This is a genomic window from Phycisphaerae bacterium (assembly GCA_024102815.1).
Taxonomy (GTDB): domain Bacteria; phylum Planctomycetota; class Phycisphaerae; order UBA1845; family UBA1845; genus JAGFJJ01.
On the sequence record JAGFJJ010000046.1, the window covers coordinates 104,180 to 122,297 of the forward strand.

Below are 18,118 nucleotides of genomic sequence, written 5' to 3' on the forward strand. Positions count from 1 at the left end.
CAGTCGCTTGGTTGTTTGATGGCTCCTTGACGTTGTTCTGCAGAATATCGGTACTGGCATGTCGACGGTAGGCATACATCATCGCGTGCTCATGATCTCGGCGGCGTTTCCCCCGGCGGGCGGTGCGGGGGTGCAAAGGCCGGTCAAGTTCGCGAAATATCTCGGGCGCTTCGGATGGGATCCGATGGTTTGGACGGTGGGCACTTATGCCGGGCTGCCGCACGATCCGACGCTGCTGGTCGGATTGCCGGAGTCGGTTCGCGTCGTGCGATTTCCGAACGGGGAGTCGGAAGCCGTGAAGTCAAGCTCGGGACTGCGGGGCATTTGGCGGACCGCCGCGAGGTCGGGAATCGTCCCTGAGGGGCTTCGATGGCGGATCAAGCAAATGGAGTCGCATCGGGCGCTACCGGATGCATTCGCGTCTTGGGCGCGAAGGAGCATTCGGCCGGCGCTGGAGACGGTCGAGCGGGAAAACGTCGAGGCGTTGTTCTCCACGTTCAGTCCGGCGTCGAACCATCTGCTGGCCATGCAACTGAAACGTCGCACGGGTCTGCCGTGGGTCGCAGATTTCCGCGATCTGTGGACGGAGGACTACCGCTACAGCGAGAAATCGGATCGACGACGTCGCGAACATGACCGCCTTCAACAGGAAATCCTGGAGCTGGCAGACATCGTCGTCGGCGTCACAGCACGGCAGACGGAGATTCTCGCCGGGCACTTGCCCAGAAGAAAACGGGACAAGTTTGTCACGATTCCCAACGGATTCGATCCGGACGACTTCGCTGATCCCGGGGAAGCGGCGCCGCGACAACCGCATATGACGCTGGCGTTTGTAGGCCGACTGGACCGGTGGGTATTTCACGATGGGTTCCTGGCGGCGCTGCAACGATTTTGCTACGCACTCGGTCCGAAGCGGAACCGGTTCCACCTGCGACTCGTAGGCCACGTTTCGCCAGACGTGCACGAGAGATTGGAACGAGGGGAGATCCGGTTCGAACATACCGGGCACGTGACGCACGAAATCGCGGTCCACGAGATGCGAACAGCGGACGTGCTGCTGGTCTGTGTTCCGGACGGAGTCAATGGTGATTCGACCGTTCCGGGCAAGCTGTACGAATGTCTGGCATCGGGAAAGCCGGTGCTGGTCGTCGGGCCGGAAGGCTGCGAATGCGGTGAGATCGTGCGTGGTTGCGCGGGCGGGCTCGTGTCGGGACTGGACGGCAATGCCATTTACACGGCACTCACGCGAATATTTCGCGCCTGGAGCGCGGGGCAACCGATCCCCGGAGCGCCACTCGAGTCGATCGCACCTTTCAGCCGCATAACGACAGCCCGGCAATTGGCCGAGGTATTGGATCGACTCGTTGGTGAAGGAACCGCGGAGTCGACGGCGATTATCGAAGAACCCATGTCGGCGGGAGCGCTGGGATGACCGAAGCGCCGTTGGTTTCGGTAGTGATACCGGCGTACAACGCGGCGCAGTGGCTGCGGCGGGCCGTGGCGTCCGTCTGCCAGCAGACGACCCACGACTGGGAGATCGTGCTGATTGACGATGGCAGTACGGATGATACGCCGGTGATTATCAAGGAACTCGCGCACGACATCGGCGAGCGAATGCGGAGTTTACGTCAGCCGCAAGCGGGCAGCAGCGCCGCACGAAATCGTGGGATCGAGGAGGCGAGGGGCAGATTCATTGCGTTTCTGGATGCGGATGACGAGTTCCTGTCGCACAAGCTGGAACGACAGCTGGCGATGTTTGCACGGCGGCCGGAGTTGGGATTGGTCTTTGGCGATTACGCCTACGTCGATCTGAACGGCGAGCGACAGCCGAGTGCCTTCGACACCAAATGCCGGCTGCCGCGACTGCTGCCCGTCGAGCATGTTGGAGAGAGTGACAAGATCTGCCCGCCCGACCTGTTCAACTGGCTGCTGCACGAATATTTCATCTCGACGATTACGGGACTGGTCCGTCGCGACATGCTCGGAAGCACTATCCGCTTCCCAGAAGGAGTCTCTTACGCGGAGGAGTGGCTCTTCTACCTGAAGGTGTCACGAGAATGTCGCTGCGGATTCGTCGATGAAGCGCTGTGCCTGCATCATCACGTGCAAGGAAGCCTGTCGCGCACCGACGTACACGGGAATCATGTCCGCCTGCGCGCTCTGCTGCGAAGAATGAAGGACGAATTGTCGCCGCTCACGGGCGAGCAACGCGCCGTACTGGATCGACACCTCGCCCGGATCAACACGCAACTGGGCTATGACCTGACTCGACGAGGCGCACATCGTGAAGGTGCCGCCCGCTTTCTCGAAGCGGCGACGCACAAGGGAAGCACTGTCTCCAATCTTCTTCGTGCCGGAGCGGCTTCCGTACGGTCGCTCGGCGCTTCCCCCGGTGTTCAAGACCGTTCCGAATTCGTCCGATAAGCCGGTGACGACCGCGCTCGTCCATAAGGCGGAGAATTCCTGTCGTCACCGGAGCCCGTTTCTTGACCGCGCCCTCCGTAACAGTCAACACAACGGCGCACGACCCGGCGGTGTGGGACCGCGTCTGGCAGCGCGAAGTGCCCGTGGTCAAGGACGACGCGATCCTGGACCGGGAGCGACGCGGGCCTCGATGGAAGCTGGTGCGCGGCGCGGTCACCGGCCGGTTCGGCTCGTTTCGCGGGCTGCGCTGCATCGAGTTGGGAAGCGGACGGGGCGATCTATCGGTGCTGATGGCCGAACAGGGCGCCAACGTTACGCTGTTTGACTACAGTGACACGGCGCTAGACGCCGCACAGCGGCGGTTCGATCGGTTGGGACTGCAGGCCGAGTTTCTGCGAGGCGATTTTCTTAATGATCGGAGCGTCGAGGATTCGTTCGACGTCGCCTCTTCACTGGGCGTTATAGAGCACTTCCGAGGCGACGACCGCACGCGCACAGTGCGGGCCCATCTCAACGCATTGCGTCCGGGTGGACTGGCTGTGATCAGTGTTCCGCACGCCGCGTGTATCCCCTACCGCATCTGGAAATTCTATCTCGAGCGCCGCGGGCGCTGGCCTTACGGCACGGAGCTACCCTACTCGAAAACTGAGCTCGGGCGGCGCTGCGTCCAGGCGGGGTTTGAGGAAGTCGCGCTGCACACCTTCGGATTCTGGCAATCGGTGGGCGATCACTGGGTGAAGCAATTCACGCCGTACCGGCCGGACTGGAGCGCGTCGCGATCGATCTGGGATCGATGGATGGGGCTCGTGCTTCTGGCGATGGCGTGGAAGGCGTCCGATTCGGTTGCACCGCAGGAAACGGACTGAACGCGCATGGGATGGGGCCGCGCCTATTACGGAACATGTCAAACACGAAGCGGACATGCGCTGGTGCGCGCCGCTGTTCGGATGGCGCGACGTATCGGGTACATGCGGGACTTTCGCATGCCGCTTGATGCACTGGAACTCGACCACAATGCGGTGGCGGGCCTGATGCGCCTGTGGTCGCGCATTCACTGGAACTGCGGCGATGGAATGATGCCCGCGGAGGAGCTGCTGGCGGTGTATCGTATGGCGGTGACATGGCCTGTGGACGGCGATGTCGTGGAACTCGGCTCTTGGGTGGGACTAACCACGTCCTATCTTGCAACAGCTTGCGTTGCCCGCGGCTCGGGGTGCGTCCACGCGGTCGATACATTTCAGGGAACGAAGGAAGGCGGCGCAGTCTACCCATCCATCGAACGGTTCGGTGGAAATACGCTGGAGGCATTCCGCGACCAGGTCCGCCGCGCCGGAGTTGAAGAGCGAATTGACGTTCACGTGGGGCTCACGTCAAACGTGGCCGAACAGTATGGAGGCCGGGCGATTCGGGTGCTGCTGATCGACGCGGACCATTCATATGAAGGTGTCCGGGCGGATTTTCGCGACTGGTTCCGGCACGTGGCACCGGGCGGTTTGATTCTCTTCCATGACTACAAGATGCCGGAAATCGCGCGGTTCATCGAGCACGAACTCGGAGCGGACCTCCGGGTTGCGCTTGCGCCCGGCGAGGTACTGCCGAATCTCTACGCGGTTACGAAGCGGCCCGCGAAAGCGCCGGCGCTAGTGTTCGGTGAGCGGCGATGCGATGTCCGCGAAGTCGCGCTTTCTTCAGTCAACATGGCGTCGACATGAGAATCGTGTTCATTGTTCACCGCTATTGGCCCAGCGTGGGCGGCGTGGAGAAGTACGTCCACGAACTTTCCGTTGCCCTTCGCGAACTCGGACACGATCCTCTGGTGGTTGCCGCGGCCCACGCGGACAGGCTCCCCGCGAGGGGCGAGCACGAAGGGATCCCTGTTCTGCGATTCCCGGCAACGCGGAGCGGCATCCGCTGCCGCTGGTGGTTTCGCCGGAACCGCGATCTGTTCCGCAGGGCCGATGCCGTCAGCGTCAGCAATACGCACGTCTGGGAGTATGCGGAGCCCTGGCTTGACGGGCTGGTCGATCGCAGGCGCATCTACCTGATACGCCACGGAATGGGGATGAAGTATCCGGTGCCGGAGGAGCACCGGCGGCGCGCGGCACGGGGGCAGGAGGGGGTGGCCGGCGTGGCACACGACGGACGCTTCATCGAGCGCTGGCTGGATGTCGCGGCGGACATTTGCCCGGAGCAGGGACTTCGGCCTCTGGCGGACGAGATTGCCCATCCCGCGCCCGGGGAACCGAACTCGGCCATCTATGTCGGCCGCCTGGAACTGGATACGGGAATTCAGACCTACCTCGATGCGGTGGCGAAGCTCGATCCGCAGCGGACTGGGCAGTTCCGGCTGGATGTCTGCGGCGACGGAAGCCTCCGAGAGAATCTGGAAGCCCGCGTCCGGCGGGAGCGGCTCTCCGTCCGATTCCTGGGCCGAATTCCCGACGCGCAGCAGCTTCTTGGGCGACATGCCTTCGCGTTCGTGGACGGGCGGATGGTCATCCAGGAGGCGATGGCGAGGCGCCGGCCTGTGCTTTCGGCCTACGGGCACCCGCTCAAGCGAGACTATCTCTGCGGCGAATCCTTCAGCCCGTTCCTTTTCGCTGCCTCTTCCGGTACCGATCTGGCCAATCGCGTCCGGAAACTGGCCGAGGATCCCCGTGACATGCGCGAAACAGTGGAGCGGGCGTTCGAGTTTTCGCGGCGGCTGTCGTGGACGGAGACCGCCCGGCGTTATCTCGCTCTATGGCACGGCGAAAAAGGACCGAATTGTCCGCGATCCACTCCCACTGCACATGGGGCCGAAATGGCCCCCGCCCTCTAGCCCCATTTCAGCGTCTCGACAGCACGCACCTCCCTTGCGATACTGACGGATCGGTCATTCGGCCGGGCCAAGAGTGTGTCCTCAAGAAAATCGCGAGATCTATGCAAGCGGAATCATTGGTGCAATTGGTCGGCAGCGGCAACCTCCGGAAGGTCGAAGAGGAATGGGAACGACTCATGGAGGAGGGGACAGTCCCCGTTGAACGCCTGCCGGAGTACGGTACGGTCCTGGAGGAGCTGGTTCGAGCAGGCAACCAGGAAATGGCTGAAGCGCTGGCGTGGGACGCCATTGAGTCGGTGAAGGAAGCCCACGGTGCGGAGGAGGCGCTTCGCGTGGCCGGCCCCTTGCTTCTGTCGCTGAGCCAGAGTGCCGAGTTGCGGACCCAAACGGTTGCGCTCTATCGCGAGGCATTCGCCAATCGCGAGGGGTTGGAGGCGCTGATCGAAGTCGCCGGTCTGGACGCCGGGTCGGAGCAGAGCCGGCCCGTCCGACGGGCGCTGCGAACCGTGGAGGTCTGCCTCACACTACAAGAGGGGAGCTACCTGGTCGGACGTGATGAGGACGTGGCGGCGCGGGTCGAAAAGGTAGACCCGTCGGACTGGTCGTTCGAGCTAACGGTCATGCCGGGCGGACGGCGCCAGTTGTCCGCCGAGCGCCTCGCGGACAATTTTGCCCCGGCGGCGGCGACCGATTTTCGCGTTCAACGTCGATTCGCGTCCGAAGAACTGGCATCACGCTTGGAGGACGATCCTGCCGGAGTGGTGATTGAACTGTGCCGAAACTCAGGCGGCTCGATTGACAGTGACGATCTCGAACTCCGCCTGGTCCCCCATATCATCGCCGGAGAAAACTGGAAGAAATGGTGGACGAAGGCGCGGGCGGCTTTGAAGAAGTCGTCACACGTGGTTATGGAGGGCCGATCACCGGTCAAGATTTCGTATCTGGCGTCACCGGACAGCCATCACGACATCTTCGTCGAGGAATTCCAGCGCACTTCCAGTCCGGAAAAGCGCCTTGCGGTGCTGGAATCATACATACGCGATTCGCGTACACGCGGGGAAGAGCCTTCAGCGGAGGTGCTGAAGAATTGCCTGAAATCGATGACGGATCGGGCATCACGGCAAAGCGCGGCCGGGGATCGCAAGGCCACGACGACGTGGCTCTGTGCGCTTCGCGCGGCCCAGCTTGCCGGCGAGGATGAAATTCCGCAGGCGGCACTGGACTACTTTGCGGCGCTGAACGCACCACATGAGGCGCTCGAGAAAGTGTCCGATGGAGCGACGGCAGAGTTGGTGTGTAGCTGTCTTGAACGAGCCAAGGGTGACGACGCGCAGGCCATCCTGCTGCGGGCGTTTCCGAATCTTGTGCTCTCGGCCTGCGACGTCGTTGGGGAGCGGTTGGCCTCGTACGGGTGCGGCGTGGCGGAGTTCGAGCCCCTCGTCGAGCAGATTCTCTTCAAACCCGAACGGCACTTCGAAGCGCTGCTCTGGCTGTGGGACGGCGGCGTAGACCGCGAGTACATTCCGACGGTGGCATTGATCACACTGCTTACAAGGCTGCTGCGCACTCTGGATGAGACGCGGCGCAGCGACGCTTTCGCACGCGAACAAGAAAAAGAATTCGCGGGTCGGGCACGGTCCGTACTGTCGGCGCGGAAGTACGAGCGATTCATGCGTTGCCTGGAAGAGATCGAGCCGCAGATGGCCGCGGCGCTGAGAACGCAGCTTTCGCGCTGCGAATCGCTGGGGCGGGCGGTGCGAGAGGATATGTTGCGGGAGGTAGCGCGGCGCCATCCGACGACCGTCATTCGGGAGGAAGCGGTTCCCGCGTGGAAGCGCGAAGACGTGATCTTTGTCACCTCCGCCGGGCTCGCTCGCAAGCAGTCTGAAATCGAGCACCACGTAAACGTCAAGATGCGGGACAACGCCCGGGCGATTGGCGCGGCCGCCGAACATGGCGATCTGAGTGAGAACTCGGAATACAAATTCGCGCTGGAGGAGCGGGACCTGCTCCGCGGCCGGCTCGCGCAGATGAACGACGAGGTGGCCAAGGCGAAGGTCCTGGACCCGGAGGACATTTCAACTGAGTTCATCGGACCGGGAACGCGAGCCAAGTTCCGTCGGACAGGAGACGGTCACGAAATGACCATGACGTTCTTCGGCCCGTGGGAGGCGGACGTCTCCCGAGGCTGGTACAATTATCTTGCCCCGCTTTGCCAGGGACTGATGGGCAAGCGCATCGGCGACGTTGTGGAATTCGACATCACTGATGTCTCTGGGCAGTACGAAGTCACGTCGATTCACAATGCGCTGGTGGACGCGGAGTTTGATATCTGACGGGCCGGTTGGACGGGAGAAATGGCTGAATGAATGCCGCGCTGATCGGTCTGCCCTACTCCGGAAAGTCCTCATTGTTCGCCGCGCTGACCCGACGTGCCGTGGATCCATTTGCCCCGCCCGAGCCGCGCCACGCGGTGATACATGTTCCCGACGAACGGCTTGAAAAGCTCGCGGAGATCTTTCGTCCCAAGAAAATCGTGGAATCGACAATCGAGTTTGTCGATATTCCCGGCTGCTCACTGGACGATCCCAAAGGCCAACAGGAATGGCGGCGACTGCTCCCAAACGCGCGGCAGGCCGATCTGCTGGTCGTCGTATTGAGGATGTTTGAGAATGCGTCGGTGCCTCCCCCGTCGGGACGAATCGACCCGCGGGCGGATTTCCAGGCCATGTGGGATGAGTTGATCTTTGCCGACCTGGACGCCGTTACGACGCGCGTGGATCGGCTGCTCGCGTCGCTCAAGAAGCCTACACGTACGCACGAGCAGGAGAAGCGCGAACTGGCGCTATTGGAGCGATGCCGCGAGGCACTGGAGTCCAACCAGCCTCTGTCAGCGGCGGGGCACTCGGAGGAGGAGCGCAAGCTGCTGGCCAGCTTCGCGTTCCTGACGGAAAAGCCGATCCTATGCGTGTTGAATGTCTCGGACGACGAGGCCGGGCAGGTGTTCGACATGACATTCGAGCATGTTCATTCGGTGGTGACCGTGAGCTGCTCGATCGAAGCGGAGCTCGCGCAGCTCGAACCGGCCGATCGGACAGCGTTCCTGGCCGACCTGGGTTTGAAAGAACTGGTCCGCGACCGCTTTATCCGCGCCTGCCACGATGCGGCAGGCTACCTTACGTTCCTAACCGGCGGGGGCGAGGACGTACACGCATGGTCGCTGCGCAAGGGAGGAAGCGCACTCGACGCCGCGGCTCGCATTCATACGGAGATCGCACAGGGTTTCATCCGCGCGGAGACGATCTCCTTTGACGAGCTGATGGAGTACGGAGATCTGAAAAGCGCCCGCGCGGCCGGCAGGGTCCGCAAGGAGGGCAAGACCTATGTCGTCCAGGAAGGAGACTACATCATCATCCTGACGAGCGGGTAATCGCCCACCGGCACATTGATTCAACCGCATGGCACAACCTTCGCCTACCGCAGGTGTTCCTCGAAGAACTTGGCCAACTGTTCATAGTAGAGCAAACGGTTGCCCTCTTTCGCGAAGCCGTGGCCCTCGTCGGGGAAGTAGAGCTCTTCGACGTCGACGCCCCGTTTTTTCAATGCGACAGCGACCTGCATGGCCTCGCCCACGGGTACGCGCGGATCGTTCAATCCGTGGGCGATCATCAAGGGCATGTCGATGCGGTCGACCTTGTACAGGGGGGAGATGGAACGGAGGAACTCGGGATCGGAAAGCGGACCGTACTCGGCCTCGCGCAAATGGCGACGATAGTCCTTGGTCTGCTTAAGGAAGGTCTCGAAATTGACGATTCCGACGACATTGCAGGCCGCGCCGTAGAGCTCCGGTGCTTCGGTAATCACTGCCATGGTCATGAATCCGCCGTAGCTACCGCCCCACGCCGCGATTTTGCGCGGTTCGGAAAGCCCCTGATCGATTACGTACTTCGCCGCCCAGACGCCGTCGCGCACGCTGGTCGCGCGGTTCTTGTAGTTATCCGCCGCAAGGTAGGCGCGGCCGTAGCCGTTGGACCCGCGTACATTCGGCGCGATGATCCCGAATCCTCGTGAAACGAAATACTGAAAGGCGGGATTGAAGCCGGGGCGAAACTGACTTTCCGGACCGCCGTGGTAGTACGTGATGAAGGGAATCGTCGTTCCTGGCTTGTGATCGAAAGGAAGATACACGAAGGCGGGAATACTCCGCTGATCGAATGACGGATAGCGAACCAATTGCGGGAGTCTAAAGCGAGCGACATCGACGCCCTGAGTGTCGGGCTCGGTAAGCGGGACCGGCGCGTTGTCCGGCGCGGACATGCTCCACCGAAAAACCGTTCCGGGCGTATTGGCGTTGCTCAAGGAGTAGAGCAGCGTGTCCGCTTGAAAAACGACATTGCCAACCAATCCGCGAGGAATGTCCGGCGTGGCAAGCGGGGCAAAGTCACCGCCCGCGCGGCGTAGCTGCAGCGTGCTGTAGCCGTCATCGTTAACGCGCACCGCCAGGATCGTCCGGTCCTGATTGAGCGAGCCGGAGTCGACCTCCTTTCCCACCAGGTCGGGAAGCAACGGCCTGATCTTTCCCGTGGCCAAATCGATAGCATGGATTTGCTTGAGATCGCCCTTGTAGTCCGTATTGACCAGGAATTCCTTCTCGTCAGCAGTGTAGCCGATGGGCTCGAAGGACCATTCTTCCCCTGCCGGTGTAATTTCTCGCTGCTGCTTACTTCTCAGGTCGACCTCGAACAACTGAGAATAGGACGCGGAGTGATAGGTGGCAAACACGAGCTTGCTGGCGTCGCGACGGAAATCGACAGGGGCGTTGCTGCCCTTGCCGGCATAAACCGGGGTCGACTTGCGCTCGTCCAGGTGATAGTAATAGACGTGAAACTCTGCGGGCTTCTGATCGTTGGCCCGGTAAGCGAATCCCTTGCTGTCCCGCCTCCAAACCGAGCTTCCGTACACGACATCCGGCTTCTCGAGAACTGGCTCGAGTTTCCGGTTTTGGGTGTCGAGCAAGAAAAGGTCGTATTGTTCGCTCCCGCCAACGGCAGCAGATAGGGTAATCCACCGGCCGTCGTCGCTGAGGTTGTATCCGCCGATACCGTCGCGGAAATCGGTCAGTTTCACCGCGTCCTCCTGCGTCTTGCCGTTGGGAACCTTGAAGAGCTGGCGGATACCGTCCGGGTTGTGGACGAAGTAGAGCGTTCCGTCAGGGGCAAGTTGGGCGTTGCCCGGCGATTTGATCTTGATGAACCGGGATATGCCGCCCGCTTCATCCGCACGTGCAGCAATCGGCAGAAACGTCAGTACGGCAATTAGAAAAGCCGCCACCATGGCGCCACATGACTGGACCCTTCGCTTTTCCATCTTCATTCTCCTCAAAGGGCTTCGGTCTTCGTTGAGCGGAGGATATGCGTTCGGGAGGCGGGGTCAAAGGCCGGACACGCCCCGAATCGCGTTGCATGTTCGTTTACTCGTCATTTCTTGTATGCGACCGAAGACATTGCGCCGTGTGGCGGCGGGAGAGGATCACTGAATTCGAGAGTCCGCGTTGATCGAACGCCGCCTTTCGGTGAGGAGCCGCTCGTACAGAGTCTCTATTCGGCGGGTCGTCTTGCGCATGTCGTATTCTTCGAAACAGCGAACGCGACCGGCCTCGCCGATCGACCGCCGTTTTTCCGCATCACCAAGCAGGTCCTCGATCGCGTCGGCCAGAGCGCCGGAATCGGCCGCTGGGACGAGTATGCCCGTCTTGCCATGTTCGATCAGTTCGACTGCCGCCCCGGTGCTGGAAGAAACGACAGGTACGCCGTGAGCCATGGCTTCGGTGATAACCAGCCCAAAACCCTCGCCGGGCGGCAGGCTGCATACGGTCGCTATGTCAAAACCGGCGGTCAGTTCCGCCGCATCGGAACGCGAACCGAGAAAGTGCACGCGATCTTCCAGGCCAAATTCGGTCCGTTTCCGCAAGATGAAATCATGATAGTCCTGTTCACGGGCAACGGTCTGACCGCCAATGTAGACGAAATGCACGTTTTGGTAGCGCGGACAAATACTGTGGGCTGCCTCGAGGAAATGGATGTGTCCTTTGCGCGGCTGCATAGAGCCGACGAAGCCGACGATGGTCGCATCGGGCAACCCGAGAATCTCGCGGAGGCGCCCCCCTTCGCTGCGCAGATTCTCCAAGGGCAAGCCATTGTAGATCACGTCGATGCGGTCGCCCACTATGGGCCGAATGCTATCGGCGGTCGCGCGGCTGTTGGCGATCGACCAGCTACGATTGCGCATGAGGGTGCGAACAAGCGGACTGAATGCGCGAATCACCGCCCACCGTGGATCAGGCCGGAGCCTCTTACCTGGGTGGGGCTCCCTGCCGTCCTGGAGTTTCGGGGGCTGTTCGAGCGGCAGGTGCCAATGCCAAAGGCACATCACGCCTGCAACGCGGCATGCCGCTGCGCCGACGATATGGTAATGATGATAGTTCGTGTGGACGAGATCGATCTGCTCGCGACGAAGATAGCGTTTGAATCGTCCTACGGTATGCCGAAGCCAGGAAACAGAGCGCCAATAACCCGCAGGAGCAACGCTGATATCTGTCCTGGTCTGGCGGCGCAGGTTGGGTGGCCAGCCCGTTCCGAGTCGATCGCAGGGCTGGCCTTCCGCTTCGATGCGACTCGTGAACGGCCCGTCATCGCAAACCGCAACCCGCACTGTGAACTTCGAACGATCGATCCGCTGAAGGAGCCAGAGCGTGGCATTGGCCGCACCGCCACCCTCGCGCCCGCCAATCAGGAAACAGATGTTGGGTTTGCCCTCAGTCGTCATACACGGAACGCAAAGCTCGCCCGCTCTCAGGGCTTTCCATCACGATCCCATCGGCGTAAGACTTCAGGAAGCAAATCGTAATCGGCATAGACCCACACGCCGCGGCACTGGGGGAAACGCCGCTTCATGACTTCCACATCCAAGGCCTTTGCCTGCGCGATCGTCAGCTTCTTATGCGGACCTTCAACATCTTCAGGACGGCCCAAGCCGACGTTCACGCCCCACAGATTCGGCCGGTGCTCGAAGCCCCGGGGCGCTCGGATCGGGGGCAGGTCAGCGTCGGCGCGCGGCGTGTAATACGTCTTTGCGTCCATCCGCAGGAGGCCAAGCTCCGCGAACGGCCAAGCGTAATGCGTTCGGCGCGATGAGCTTGTCGGGTAGATGAGATCGACGGGTCCGGCCTGTTGAACGGCCTGCGCGACGGCGTCCCTTATCGCCTTTCGGTCTTCATCCGTAAGGTCTCTCCGTTTCATGGCCTTTTGCGCGCAACGGCCGTAGGGCTCCACGTCCAAGAATGTCCCCACCGCCCCGAGCTCTTCCGCCTCGACACGAAGACGACGAATGGCTTTGACGTAGAACGAAGGGTCGCGGTGCGCGCTCGGTCCGGGAGGATCGGACACGCCATCCGGCCAGGCAACCCAGAGCCATCGACCCCAGACCACCCGAACGCCGCGCTTGCGACACGTTGCCACAGCCTGGCGGACCAGTGGATGATGTACGGCCTCCGGTCGCTCCTGCCACGAGAGCGTGACGAGGACTACATGCGTAAACCAGTCGGCGTGCTCGAGCGCCTCGACGATGGCGCGGTCCTGGGCCAGCGTATCGTCCTTGAGGACGAGAAGCGCATAGAGCAGCCTGAGGTCCTTGGCACCGTAGAGTGAAGGATGCCGCTCGCCTCCGGATGCAGGCGCGCCGTTTTCCTGCGCGTCGAGTCGTCCCGCCGCCGCAAGCACGAGAAGTAAACACCACGCGAGCCGCTTCAAGATCGGGCCCACTGGATACATTGAACTCATTTCACTGCAATCCGACAGCCGCGACCTCGGTCCGGCCTGCACCTTCTCGCGCCCGGTTCAGGCGATCCCACATCCGGTCACACAGCGTGATGATGCTGTCCTTAATCGGAGGCGATTTCCGTCTCCGCACGGAGGAAGAGAAGACGTCGGCAACCATTTCCGGGCGAAACTGTACATCGAGAAACGCGCACATCCGCTGAAAGTAGTGATCGGGATCGGTCACCACGTCTTCGTAGCGTACGAGCATGGCATCCGGCGAATTCTGCAACTCCTGGTCGAAATACGTGCGGTTACGCATGTACCAGAAAAGCGCCGCGGCGCCGTGTGGCGAGGGCCTTCCAGCCGAAGCCTCTCTCATCTCCTGGATGCACTCGCTGCTTACCTTCTCACGGTTCCACTGCGCAACATCCCAATCCCCACCACCGTCAAACAGGTCCTCGATGTACGTCTGGAGTTGGTCGCCCCAGTAGACGACCGACGACGTGGCCACGTCGAGGTAGTGGCGGTAAATCCAGATAATTTTGCTTCCGGGATGATCGCTCAACATCTCCAGGGCATTGTGCGAGTCACAGATGGGCTTGAAGATGATGCAGCGAGCCGTGCTGCCGGCCACGAGAGTTTCGCGCGTGGACTTGTCCTTGAATCGGCAATCGCAAAACGCCCGCGGATCCGTCTCCTCGATGCCATCGGCTTCCAATGATCGGTTCAAGGTCCTCAGAACCATGTTCGTGCCCGATCGCTGACACCCGAGCACGAAGGCAACGCGGGGCGCCGATTCGCTCGGATGGTCACGCCGATACCGTCGCTTCTCCTGCTCCAGTCGATACATGGCGAAGACACGGCGGGCTTTTCGCAGTGCCCGCTTGAGCAGCGGTGGCTGCGGAGCTGAACCCTCCCGAATGACCTCTGGTCGGGCCATGTAACCTACTCCTGTAATCCGGCTTACGGAGCCGAGTCTCGCGGATGGTGGCTCTGGGACGCCGACCGGCGGCGCAACAGCGAATGCGCGGACGAAATCGCGTACCGCCGATCGCCCCGCCGCAGGACGAAAATCCAGGTCGCCGGAACGAGTACCAGAACGCAGGCCGCTCCCTGCCCGATTAGGGCCATCCAGCTTTCGGCCGGAGCGAAGCGGCAAAACGCCCAGGCCACCAGCAGCATCGGGAATGACGCCATTATCGGAACCAGAAAACCGCTTCCCACATACGATAGAATCGGCTGCTTGGTCTGCCGGCAGCAATACCAAGGGACGGCCAGTCCCACGAGCGGCACGGTCGGCAGTGCCAGGGCCCAACTGAGTCCGATAATATCGGCGCCCGGCTGCGCGACCGCGATGAGCACCAATCCGATCGAGAGTACACAGGCCGCAGCCGCAAGCGCGGCGGGAACAGCGTGCCGTCCCATCCCGTTCAATACATGATACGCTGGCAAGGCGAGCCAGAATGCACCGTAACCGATCGACATCACCCGGCAGGCGGTCGCCAGCTTCTCCACAAGAGCGGGATGGTCCAGCTCGTCGCCAATCCAGAGGCGAAGGAGGGGCTCGCAGAACAGCCAAACGAGAAGGATACCAGCGAACGTCAGATGCACGGAGTAGCGCGTCGAACGTAGCAGAAGCTCGCGGAGCATCGCCTCGTTGCGTTCGCCCTCGTAGCGACTGGCGGCAGCCCGCGCTCCGATTCCAAGCGCAATGACGAAGCTGTGGCCGGTGATCAGGAAGAGGGATGCCACATTCAGATCGGCGGCCGCTTCCTTGCTGATCAGCGCGCCTGCCAGGATCTGGGCAAGCTGGAGCACGGCAGCGATGGACATCATATACAGGACGCTACTGACGCCGAACGTAAGATGGTCGGCCAGGAGGGATCGGTCGAGTCGCCAAGGCTGAATTCGCACGTGGGGGCACAAGCGCCGTGCCGCTACCGTTCGGTAGACCGACCCGGCGAGCAGCGATCCGCCGTGAATGACGGCAAGAATCACCAATGCGCTTCCGATACTCAGCGACGAGAGAACCGCCAGCACGAGCACCAACCGCAATACGTCGACGGCAATCTGCGATCCGCTGATGACGTCGAAGCGTTGCAATCCAGCCAACACCGCGCCGTATGCGTTCTGTGGAATCGTCGCCGCGAGCCCAAGTCCCGAACAAAGCACCATCCAGCGCGCGGCGGACGCATACTTCGGATCAACCTCGAACCAGACGGGGTAATAGATGGAAAAGACGACGGTAAGCGCCACCAGCAGGAATCCGACAAAGAAATAGTAGGCAGCTGCGGCGTTGACCTGTCGGTTCAACTGGTCCACTTCCCGACGTGCGAGATAGACAGCAACCTGGCGGGAGATTGACGATTGCAGGCCGAGATCAAGAAAACGCGAGTAGGCGAAGACCTGGCCAACGATAATCCAGGCGCCGTAATAGTCGCGGCCGAGAACCGCGAGCATGAATGGAACGAGCACGAACCGGCTGGCAACTGTCACGAGCCGTGCCAAGACGTTCATGGCGGCATTGAGAACCAACGTGGCCCGCTGGCTTCGTTTGGTCGTCGTGATGTCAACGGCCCCGGATCGCATGGCGGACGCTGGGTTCGGCGAGTCGGCAATCGTGGGGAGATGGTGCATCGGCGTTCCGTTCGCGCGATCGGTTCATGGTTCGGCAGGCAACTCACCCTTCGTGCCAACAAACAGAAAAACCGGCTCGTCCACGCTTTGCACGTCCACGGTCGAAAAGCCGCAGTCTCTCATTAACGACGCGAGTCCGTCCATTGTGAAATGGTGCATGTGGCCGGGTGGCGCGGACCATCGCTCCAGTAGCTTTCGGACCAAGAGCCCCGGTCTCGTTGCGTACCGGGCGGCACGGCGCCCGAAGCGGACGGCCTCCTTGACTTTGCGCTCACTGCAATCCTGGAACAATAGCAGTCGGCCGCCCGATTTGAGGCAGCGATGAGCCTCCGAGATGACGCCCGGCGGAGACGCACAGTGGTCCAGCGCCGCCGCGATGATGCATGCGTCAAACGTACCATCGCAATAAGGCAGGTGCTCGCCCACACCCTCGACGAACGTCATAGGCAGCGTAAAGGCTCGCTCGAAGCATGAAAGGTGCGTCTCATGCGGGCCGGACAGTATGCGGTCCACGCCCGGATCGTGAACGATGAACATCCCGCCGTCCGCAGGTCGCCACCACTGTCGATACAGCCCCCATCCGCCGCCGATGTCGAGCACGTTTCCGGTGAGCCCGCCCAGCCGCTCGATAACGGCACCGTAGCGCTGCCGCATGCGCTCGAGCATCTCCCTGTTGTACTTTTCTTTACGCTTCGCGCGCTGGAGAAAGCCTGCTTGAATCCGCTCCCAACGTGACGCCGTCGAAGCATCCAGGCCCAGTGATTCGGCGGCGCCTCGACGCGAGGTGACCAGTTCCGGTCCGTGAGAGAAGTCGTACGCATCACGCTGCGAAGCCTGAAATAATGATTGAACGTCGCTCATGGAATTAATCATGCCTGTCGATTGGTCGAGCCGAAGAAAGCAGTTGCTGGTCGCGGCAACCTCCCGGCCGCAGGTGGGCCGAAACGTCGGGAAACCTGTGCTGGTACGCTGTCCGTGACGGGTTGCCTCGCCTTCAGCAATGCATATGAACGCTCCACGACGACGGCGAAGAAGAAATACAGGTACCGCGGATGGAAGGTGCTGAGCAAGTCGAGCGTCAACCCGCCGATGAACCAGACCATCAAACCCCACAGCACTCCCGTGCAGATGCTCTGAAGTGGCTCCACTCGAGCGCGAATCACGCGAACCGCCCGAACAATGATGACGCCGAAGAACGCGAGGAACCAGATCAGTCCGGCGATGCCGTGGACGAACAGAGCGCTGACATATGTGCTGTGCGGATGGAAGCCAATCCGCGTGGTGGGAACGATCAAGCCCTGACCAAAGACCCAAACCTGCGGCGTGGCCGACTTCCAGTATTCGGCCCAGGTGTCGAGTCGCGCCTGCAGACTCCCTCCCAACTCGCCGCCCGCGGCCGGATTATAGGTCTCGCTGATTCGCTCCCAGAAGGCCAGGAAGAGGCCCGGATCGAGGACAATAAGGCCGAACAGACCCAACACCACGCCGCCCGACAACCAGCGCGATCGGCTGAATACAAACATCACTCCGAGCGTCGCACCAGTTGCAAGTGCACCGGTTCTTGACTCCGTGAGGACCATGGCCGCGAGCATCAGGGCGACGCACACGAGCAGCGTTATCTTGCGCACGAGTGAGCGCGAAACCGTGGCGAGCCGCATGGACAGGACGATTGTCATGCCGAGGACGATTGCGCCAGTATTGGGATTGACGAGCGAACCGACCGCTCGCGGCGCTCGCCCCCACCACAACTGGTAGAGCTCCGTCTTGCCGCCGGTGAAAATCACCATCTGATCGGGGAATTTTTCATGCAGAATCACTGTAATCGCCGCGGCGGTGAAGCTCGCGATGACAGCAACGAGCGCGCGCCGCAGGTCGCGCACGTCATCGATACAGTGCACGAGCACGAATGTGAACAGGAAGAAGATGACGGCTTTGAGAATAGGCTTGACGACGTCCACGGGCTCAAGTTCGGGCATCATCGACCAGCCGCTGAAGTGCGCGACCGCCCAGATCAGAACGTAGGTACCCGCGCCCAAAACACTGAGCCCGATTCGAAGGGGGACCCCCTGCAACAGATTGCGACGAACAAGGACGATCAGGAAGGCGCCGCAAATGAACAAATCGTCATAGCCCATGTTCCAGGGGAGCGGGCTTTCGTAGAAGAGATACAAGTGCGGGTAGACGAGAATGATGGGCCACGAGAGCAGCGCGGCCAGCTTGGGCTGAACCACCAGCACGCTGAGCAGGACGAAGACGGTGATGACCAATATGGCAGCCGTCACGGGATTGCGACCATCTTAAAGGGGCATCTCGAGCCGCGTAAGGTCACTGGGCCTGGGCAGTGCGCTGATCCCCATACTATCGGACCCTACCGGGCGCGCACTGCACACGCCGGCCGCCTGAGGATCTATCGGCTTAT

14 protein-coding genes are annotated in these 18,118 nt (G+C 61.5%); 7 read left to right on the forward strand and 7 right to left on the reverse strand.

Annotated features, from left to right (window positions below):
* The first annotated feature begins 58 nt into the window (after nucleotides 1–58).
* The 7 genes from J5J06_10645 to ychF all read left to right on the forward strand — a co-directional run bounded on the left by J5J06_10645 (nucleotide 59) and on the right by ychF (nucleotide 8,675).
* Nucleotides 59–1,432 (forward strand): glycosyltransferase, encoded by a 1,374-nt coding sequence (locus J5J06_10645; protein MCO6437535.1) that lies wholly within the window; start codon nucleotides 59–61, stop codon nucleotides 1,430–1,432.
* Nucleotides 1,429–2,424, forward strand: coding sequence for a glycosyltransferase family 2 protein (locus tag J5J06_10650; GenBank protein ID MCO6437536.1), 996 nt, complete (start codon nucleotides 1,429–1,431; stop codon nucleotides 2,422–2,424). Before J5J06_10645 ends, J5J06_10650 begins: the two co-directional genes overlap by 4 nt.
* Before the next feature lie 62 nt (nucleotides 2,425–2,486).
* Entirely contained in the window at nucleotides 2,487–3,290 is an 804-nt protein-coding gene (locus J5J06_10655) for a class I SAM-dependent methyltransferase (GenBank protein MCO6437537.1), read from the forward strand.
* A 117-nt stretch (nucleotides 3,291–3,407) separates the two neighbouring features.
* Complete coding sequence (locus J5J06_10660; GenBank protein ID MCO6437538.1) at nucleotides 3,408–4,136, forward strand: class I SAM-dependent methyltransferase; 729 nt, start codon at nucleotides 3,408–3,410, stop codon at nucleotides 4,134–4,136.
* A complete protein-coding gene (locus J5J06_10665; GenBank protein MCO6437539.1) occupies nucleotides 4,133–5,245 on the forward strand; it encodes a glycosyltransferase family 4 protein in 1,113 nt (370 codons plus the stop codon). The genes J5J06_10660 and J5J06_10665 overlap by 4 nt, the downstream gene beginning before the upstream one ends.
* A gap of 101 nt (nucleotides 5,246–5,346) precedes the next feature.
* Entirely contained in the window at nucleotides 5,347–7,581 is a 2,235-nt protein-coding gene (locus tag J5J06_10670) for a GreA/GreB family elongation factor (GenBank protein MCO6437540.1), read from the forward strand.
* Between the two features lie 29 nt (nucleotides 7,582–7,610).
* Nucleotides 7,611–8,675, forward strand: a complete 1,065-nt coding sequence (gene ychF / locus J5J06_10675) for a redox-regulated ATPase YchF (GenBank protein MCO6437541.1) — start codon at nucleotides 7,611–7,613, stop codon at nucleotides 8,673–8,675.
* Between the two features lie 44 nt (nucleotides 8,676–8,719).
* On the opposite strand, the gene J5J06_10680 is transcribed toward ychF, so the two are convergent.
* From J5J06_10680 to J5J06_10710, 7 genes are all read right to left on the reverse strand, one after another.
* Complete coding sequence (locus J5J06_10680; protein ID MCO6437542.1) at nucleotides 8,720–10,612, reverse strand: S9 family peptidase; 1,893 nt, start codon at nucleotides 10,610–10,612, stop codon at nucleotides 8,720–8,722.
* A 162-nt stretch (nucleotides 10,613–10,774) separates the two neighbouring features.
* Nucleotides 10,775–12,070: a glycosyltransferase gene (locus J5J06_10685; protein MCO6437543.1), complete on the reverse strand. Its 1,296-nt coding sequence runs from the start codon at nucleotides 12,068–12,070 to the stop codon at nucleotides 10,775–10,777.
* Between the two features lie 26 nt (nucleotides 12,071–12,096).
* Nucleotides 12,097–13,083, reverse strand: coding sequence for a hypothetical protein (locus J5J06_10690; GenBank protein ID MCO6437544.1), 987 nt, complete (start codon nucleotides 13,081–13,083; stop codon nucleotides 12,097–12,099).
* 1 nt (nucleotide 13,084) lies between these two features.
* Nucleotides 13,085–14,002, reverse strand: a complete 918-nt coding sequence (locus J5J06_10695) for a sulfotransferase domain-containing protein (GenBank protein ID MCO6437545.1) — start codon at nucleotides 14,000–14,002, stop codon at nucleotides 13,085–13,087.
* 23 nt (nucleotides 14,003–14,025) lie between these two features.
* Nucleotides 14,026–15,699: a lipopolysaccharide biosynthesis protein gene (locus J5J06_10700; protein MCO6437546.1), complete on the reverse strand. Its 1,674-nt coding sequence runs from the start codon at nucleotides 15,697–15,699 to the stop codon at nucleotides 14,026–14,028.
* A gap of 24 nt (nucleotides 15,700–15,723) precedes the next feature.
* Nucleotides 15,724–16,560: a class I SAM-dependent methyltransferase gene (locus tag J5J06_10705; GenBank protein MCO6437547.1), complete on the reverse strand. Its 837-nt coding sequence runs from the start codon at nucleotides 16,558–16,560 to the stop codon at nucleotides 15,724–15,726.
* Nucleotides 16,561–16,568: 8 nt separating this feature from the next.
* Nucleotides 16,569–17,981 (reverse strand): O-antigen ligase family protein, encoded by a 1,413-nt coding sequence (locus J5J06_10710; GenBank protein ID MCO6437548.1) that lies wholly within the window; start codon nucleotides 17,979–17,981, stop codon nucleotides 16,569–16,571.
* Nucleotides 17,982–18,118 lie beyond the last annotated feature (137 nt).

Bases quoted from the DNA above. Each gene is read 5' to 3' on its own strand.
- J5J06_10680 (MCO6437542.1), bottom strand. From the start codon at position 10,612: ATGGAAAAGCGAAGGGTCCAGTCATGTGGCGCCATGGTGGCGGCTTTT.
- J5J06_10670 (MCO6437540.1), top strand. From the start codon at position 5,347: ATGCAAGCGGAATCATTGGTGCAATTGGTCGGCAGCGGCAACCTCCGG.
- J5J06_10700 (MCO6437546.1), bottom strand. From the start codon at position 15,699: ATGCACCATCTCCCCACGATTGCCGACTCGCCGAACCCAGCGTCCGCC.
- J5J06_10650 (MCO6437536.1), top strand. From the start codon at position 1,429: ATGACCGAAGCGCCGTTGGTTTCGGTAGTGATACCGGCGTACAACGCG.
- J5J06_10685 (MCO6437543.1), bottom strand. From the start codon at position 12,070: ATGACGACTGAGGGCAAACCCAACATCTGTTTCCTGATTGGCGGGCGC.
- ychF (MCO6437541.1), top strand. From the start codon at position 7,611: ATGAATGCCGCGCTGATCGGTCTGCCCTACTCCGGAAAGTCCTCATTG.
- J5J06_10705 (MCO6437547.1), bottom strand. From the start codon at position 16,560: ATGAGCGACGTTCAATCATTATTTCAGGCTTCGCAGCGTGATGCGTAC.
- J5J06_10665 (MCO6437539.1), top strand. From the start codon at position 4,133: ATGAGAATCGTGTTCATTGTTCACCGCTATTGGCCCAGCGTGGGCGGC.
- J5J06_10690 (MCO6437544.1), bottom strand. From the start codon at position 13,083: ATGAGTTCAATGTATCCAGTGGGCCCGATCTTGAAGCGGCTCGCGTGG.
- J5J06_10645 (MCO6437535.1), top strand. From the start codon at position 59: ATGTCGACGGTAGGCATACATCATCGCGTGCTCATGATCTCGGCGGCG.
- J5J06_10660 (MCO6437538.1), top strand. From the start codon at position 3,408: ATGCCGCTTGATGCACTGGAACTCGACCACAATGCGGTGGCGGGCCTG.
- J5J06_10695 (MCO6437545.1), bottom strand. From the start codon at position 14,002: ATGGCCCGACCAGAGGTCATTCGGGAGGGTTCAGCTCCGCAGCCACCG.